Source organism: Candidatus Poriferisodalis sp., assembly GCF_965203655.1.
Classification (GTDB): Bacteria; Actinomycetota; Acidimicrobiia; order Acidimicrobiales; family Poriferisodalaceae; genus Poriferisodalis.
This window is the reverse complement of the sequence record NZ_CBDBDD010000003.1, coordinates 1-5,998: the sequence shown is the minus strand read 5'-3', so window position 1 is coordinate 5,998 and position 5,998 is coordinate 1. Positions and strand designations below refer to the sequence as shown.

Sequence of the window (5,998 nt, the reverse complement as noted above, 5' to 3'; positions counted from 1 at the left end):
CTTGGGCTTGACGATGGATCGGCGAAACAGGCACGCTCGCTGCGGCAAATCGAGCATGAAGTCCCCGGCAAATGTGACATAAACCCGGTCCATAGTGCGCTGATGTGCTCGCAGCATTGCCCAGGCTTCGCGTTCGGCTTGGGATCTGACGGCGTGCCTTGGGTTATGCGGGGTCGCCTAGGATGTGGCGAAATCTACACGTCGGGATCACCGCGGGGAAGAAGAGTGCACATGTTCTGCGAGGCCGCCCGCAATTCCGCGAAGCCCGGCGCTGCACCTTTCGGGGGGGGGGGGGGGTATGGGGCCGCTCCGTCACTCCGCGCGGCCTCTAAGCCCGGGCACTTCCGCCTCCCGGCCCGCTGAGCCAGCCCGCCGGGTCCTCCGCCGGCTGGCGACACTTCTGGTCGCCGTCCTCGTCGGGGCGGCGACGCTGCTGGTGCCTGCGCCCCGGCCCGCCGAAGCTCAGTCCGAGGCCCGGTTCGATACCGGCTGGTGCCACTTCGAGTCGATGACGCCGCCGACCAAGCCCGCCTTCTCCGGCAGCCCCAGCGCGTCGGCCACATCCGTCACCCTTTCCTGGGCCCGCTCGCAGCAGCGGGGCAGCCTGATCACCGACTACACCGTCTACATATTCACCGCGGGCGGCTCGTGGGTCTCAGAAACGCTATTCACCGCACTGCGGCCTTGGGAGAACTACCGAAACTACACCGTCACCGGGCTCCAGCCCGGCACCGCCTACACGGCCAGGGTGCGGGCCCGCACCATCCACGCCTGCTATAGCCCCGCCAGCGAAGCGACGTCCTTCACCACCGCCTCCCAGCAGCAGGGGCAGTACCAGGGCGGTGAGGCCGCGGTATCGCAGCCGGGGCCGGACGAGAGCTGCCACGCCGTCGACGCGCAAAGGGACTACCCGGTGGTGGACCCCGAGAAGAGCAAGCCGTCCGACGTGCGGGTCACGCCCGGCGACGGGACGCTGACCGTGAGCTGGACGCCGACGCCTCGCGAGGGCGTGCCCGACGGCGAGATCAAGCACGCCCTGCGCTGGAGCCAGGTGTCGGGCGTGTGGGCCAACCCTGCCGACCCCAACGCCCTCAGCCAAGGCGACGGCGTTGCCGCACCCTGCGGCGCGACCAGCGTCACCATCAGGGGACTCGAGAACGGGGTCGCCACCGGCGTGTTCGTGCGCTCCTTCACCGGCGGCAACTACATGCAGTTCAGCGCGCAGTCCAGCGGCTGGGTGCGGATCAAGGGTCCCGAAACCACGCCGCAGGCCGACCCACCGGCTGCTCCGCCGCCCGAGGGGGAGCTCCAGCCGCAGGAGCGGGAGGCGCCTCCGGAAGAGGAGTCCCAGCCGCAGGAGCAAGTGGAGCGGCCCGGCGCGGTGACCGGCCTGCAACTGCTGGCCAAGGGCAAAAGGGTCACCGTCACCTGGCAGGCCCCGGAGTCGGGCGGCGCCCCCGACGGCTACATCGTGCAGCTCAAGGCGGTCGGCGGCAGCAAGGGAAAGACGCATCGTCCCAAGGCGGGCAAGCTCACGACCACCTTCCGCAACCTGGAACCCGGCGCGGCCTACAAGGTGTGGGTGCGGGCGCAGAACGACGCCGGCAAGGGCGAGCGCGCCCACGCCCGGGTAACCCTTCCCGCCACCCCGCCGCGGTAGGTGTAGCCGCAGGGCGCGCGGAATCCGCCGCCGCCATCATTCCAACCACCGGTTCGGCATCGTCTAGAACGTGGTGGGGTCCTCGTGTCGGAATCACCGGTGGGGAACCTCAAAGGGAGTCCACATGAAGCTAGGCCGCACGCAGTCAAGCGACGCCCGCCGCCACCCTGGGGGGGGGGGGCTCGCCGCCTCGTTGAGGTTCGCCCACCCCGCCGCACCATGAATCCGCGGGGCCTTTTGGCCCTGGTTCTCGCCGTGCTGCTGGTGGGCTCGGCGGCCGTGGTCGCTGCCCCGCCCGCTTCGGCGACCACGGGGGCCGCCCTGACCGGGCTGACGCTGTCGGCGGACGGGACCGCGTTGGCGCTCGACCCGGCGTTCAGCAGCGGCACCACGAGCTACAACGCAAAGGTCCTGAGCACCGCCACCAGCGTGACGGTCACGCCGTCGTGGACCGGCGGCCACACCGTGTTCTGGAAGGCCCAAGGCAATCCCTCCGACACCAAGATCGGCGAAGGAGTCTTCTCCGGCTCCGGCGCCTCGCAGAGCGTGACGCTGTCGACGACCGAAGCGACCACGCTGCTTATCATTGTCAACTCCGCGGACTTCCTGAGCGTCTCGGTCTACTCGGTCGTCATCACGCCGGTGCAGCCTCTGCCGGACGCGCCGGTCGGGCTCAAGCTGGTCTCTGGGGACGCGGAGCTGAGGGCGTCGTGGAGCGCCCCGGTGAACACCGGCGCGACGGAGATCATCCGCTACGAGGTCCAGCGCAAGCGGGTCTCGGACGCCGTCTGGCCTGCTTCAGACACCGACGTGAGCGGCCTGACGGCAACTGTCGGCGGGCTGGCGAACGACGTCGCCTACCGCGTGCGGGTACGGGCGGTGAACTCGGCTGGGGCCGGTCCATGGTCTACCGAGGCCGTGGGCACGCCCTCGGTGGAGAACCAGCCCACCTCGGTGACCCTGAGCACGGGGACGGGCACGACCCTGAGCCCGGGCATACCGTTCAGCCTGATCGCGACGCTGGACCGTCCGGCGTTGACCGACACCCACTGCGTCATCAGCTACTCGGTCGTACACTATTCGGTCCAACGCGGGACGGACACTCGCACACTGGTCATCGCGGCCGGCCAGACGAGCGCGGAGATTGCGCTTCGGGTCTTGGGCCCACCGAGAGACGCGTACCTCATTTACACGGTCGAGTGCGCCGACTTGAGCCTGTCCGACACGGAGCGGCTCACCGTCTCCCACCGCCGGGTGGTCTCAGTCATTGCCACCGTGGGCGTGGCGGAGGGCGACACAGTGAAGGTGAAGGCTGTGCTGACCGCGGCGCTGGCGAGCGACGTGACGATACCGCTGACGGTGACTGCGGGCACGGCGGAGTCCGGGGACTACGTGGCGCCTTCACCCGCGACCGTCACGATCAAAGCCGGCAAGATCATCGGCGAGACCACGATCACCACGGTGCGCGACGACGACGACGACGACGAGACCTTCACGGTGGCGCTGGGCTCGCCGCTGCCCTCGGGGTTGTTGAGGGGTTCGCAGGCGTACCCGACCCAGCGCGCGGAAGAGATCTTCAGTCCCTACTACGAGGACTACCCGGAATCGCAAACGGTGGAGATATGGGACCGCGACCGCGACCCGACCGGCCTGGATCTGTCGGTGGAGTCGGGCGACGGGGCGCTGGCGCTGACGTGGAACAAGCCGGTCGGGCCGAACACGGCCTACGAGGTGAACTGGAAGGCGTCCTCGGCGCCCGATGCGGACGCGACCGCGCCGGGCGACCCGTCGACCGGCTGGGTGGCGCCCAGGGCGCTCATCAACGGCTCGACGTGGGTGACGGAGTACCTCTACCGCACCGAGTACACCGTTGGGGGGCTGGTCAACGGCACGGCCTATGACGTGCGGGTGCGCCAGTTCTCCGGCGGCCAGGCGGCGAGCCGCTGGTCCACCGGCGCGGGCACGTCGGCGGCGCCTCCGCCTCCGCCGCCGCCGGCGCTGACGCTGGGCGTGGCCCCTGGCGCCATCGCGCATGGCGGCTCGGTGACGGTGACGGCCCGCCTGGACCGGCCCGCGTTGACGTTGACCGAGGTGTGGTTCGACACCTCAGGCGACGGCGGCGGGGCGCGCTGGGGGCCCGACTGCGCCTGGGAGCACGGCACGGCCGGCATGATTGCCCCCGGCGGGCAGGAGACGACGGTGAAGCTGTGCGCGACCGCGGCGGCCGCGGGCCGCACGATGACGGTCACTGCGGGATTTTCGGGCCCGTATGTCGTGAAGGCGGGCGTCAAGGTGCGGGTGCTGGGGCCGAACCCGCCCACCGCGCTGACCCTCAGCGTCGAACCCCAAGACGCCGCAGCGGGCGGCGCCGTGACCATCACCGCGCGCCTCGACCGGCCCACCGCGCCGGGCATCACCGTGCATCTCAGCATCAACGGCGTCGGCGCCGCCTACTGGGGCGACTGCCTGCCCGCAGGCACCGCGCTGTCGGCTGCGCGGCTCTACGGCAGACACAACCTGGCCATACCCCCCGGCCAACAGCAGGCAACGGCGCAGCTGTGCCTGCGGCTCGACGTGGAACACCTCTCCATCGGCGCGTGGACCGACGCGCCGCGGCTGTCCGCGCAGGAACTGAAGCTGATGGGACCCGCCGGGCTCAGCCTGCGCTCGCTGACCGTCAACCCCGCCGACCCCTCCCAGAGCCTGCCCACCAGCGACGTGGACATCTCCTCGCCCAGCGACAGCTTCGGGCTGCGAGTCCCCCGAGACGTCACACGCATCACCGTCAAGCCCGCCACCGTCTACTCCGCCGCCACAGCCAAAGTCAACGGCAAACCCCTCGACACCGACAGCGCCGCAGTCGACGTTCCCCTCGAGATCGGCGACAACGTCATCACCGTCGAGGTCGACGCACCCAAAGCCCCCGCACCGCGCGAGTACACCCTCACCGTCACACGCGGCGACGCATCGACAGACCGCGAACCCCGACGCGTCGAACGGCCCCGCCAAGACCAGCAGCCCCGACAACAGCAGCAACAGCAGCCCGAGCTGCCCGAATGCGAGCCCGACAGCGGCCCGCTGTGCGGCATCGCGCTGTCGGCGGGGTCGCAGGCGGTGGCGCTCAGCCCCGACTTCGCCCCGGACACGACGTCGTACCGGGCCGCGGTCCCGGCGGGCACGACGAGCGTCACGCTCACCCCGGTCTTTGCCGACGGGACGAGCGTGTTCGGCGGATCCCGCTGGGGCGCCGCCACCTACACCCGCCCCACCCGCATACGCCCCTCCGGCACGCCAGTCGAGCTGGCCCTCGCACCAGACGGCGGCCCCACCGAGCTGTGGTTCATGGTCACCATCTCAGGCAAGCGCACCAACTACCGCATCGACATCACCCAAACCCCACCCCAACCCCAACCCCAGGGCGACCCGCCACCCGACCAGGGCGACCCGCCACCCCAGCAGGACGACCCGCCGCTCCAAGAGCTCGACCCGCCGCCGCAGGAGCCCGATCCTCAACAGCCCGAGCCGGAGCGCGAACCGCAGGCGCAGCAGAGCGAATCGCCGCCGGAGCTGCCCGGCCCGGGCCCGGTGACCGGCCTGCAACTCGCAGCCGGGAAAAAGAGCGTGACCGTCACCTGGCAGGCCCCCCAGTCCGGCGGCGCCCCCGACCGCTACATCGTGCATATCAAGCCGGTCGGCGGCGGCGACGGAACGACGCACCGTCCCAAGGCGGGCAAGCTCACGACCACCTTCCGCAACCTCGAACCCGGCACGGCCTACAAGGTGTGGGTGCGGGCGCAGAACGACGCCGGCAAAGGCGAGCGCGTCCACGCCACCGTCACCCTGCCGCCGCTCTTGGGGCCAGAGTAAGGAGCGCTAGCAGATGACCGGATTCACCAAGAGACCTCGCGCCGAAGCCGGTGCGTCGCGCCCGGCTCTGTCTCCGCGGCGCTGCTTCGCCGGTGCTCTGGCCGTGTTGATGGTGAGCTCGGTGATGGTGCTGGCGCTGCCGCCCGCGCCTGCGTCGGCCCAGAGTTTCTCCAGTTGGCCATCAGTCAGGTCAATAACGGCGGGGGCCGGCGCTGACGGCAAGCCGACGCTGACCGTAGTTGCTACCTCCCCGGATGGGCGCGTTTCCAGGGCTGTGGTCTTGATTAGGGAGGCATCGGCTGGTTGGCCCGCGAGAGGCTCGCAGCATTCGCTGCCGGCCGGCGTGTCCCATGACAGCGCGCTGAGCACTTATGACGACTGGACTTTCGCTTTCAGCGATGTGTTCACGGGCCTGAAGAAGGGCACTCGTTATGAGGTCCGCGTGTACTTGGTGCGTAGGTCCGATAATGC

The 5,998-nt window shown here is 70.2% G+C and carries 3 protein-coding genes; all 3 read left to right on the top strand.

The genetic code is table 11. The features are described 5' to 3' along the window. Window positions 1–436: 436 nt before the first annotated feature. The gene (locus ACOGW9_RS01540) at window positions 437–1,660 is read left to right on the top strand and encodes a fibronectin type III domain-containing protein (protein ID WP_419907723.1); all 1,224 of its coding nucleotides are present in this window, start codon (window positions 437–439) and stop codon (window positions 1,658–1,660) included. A gap of 219 nt (window positions 1,661–1,879) precedes the next feature. After that, window positions 1,880–5,527 carry a fibronectin type III domain-containing protein gene (locus ACOGW9_RS01535; RefSeq protein WP_419907721.1) on the top strand — a complete coding sequence of 1,216 codons (3,648 nt, stop codon included), beginning with the start codon at window positions 1,880–1,882 and terminating at the stop codon, window positions 5,525–5,527. 13 nt (window positions 5,528–5,540) lie between these two features. Then, on the top strand, window positions 5,541–5,998 hold a 458-nt coding region (locus ACOGW9_RS01530), incomplete at its 3' end, for a hypothetical protein (RefSeq protein ID WP_419907719.1).

Excerpts from the sequence above, each read along its gene's own strand:
- ACOGW9_RS01535 (WP_419907721.1), top strand. The coding sequence starts at position 1,880 with ATGAATCCGCGGGGCCTTTTGGCCCTGGTTCTCGCCGTGCTGCTGGTG.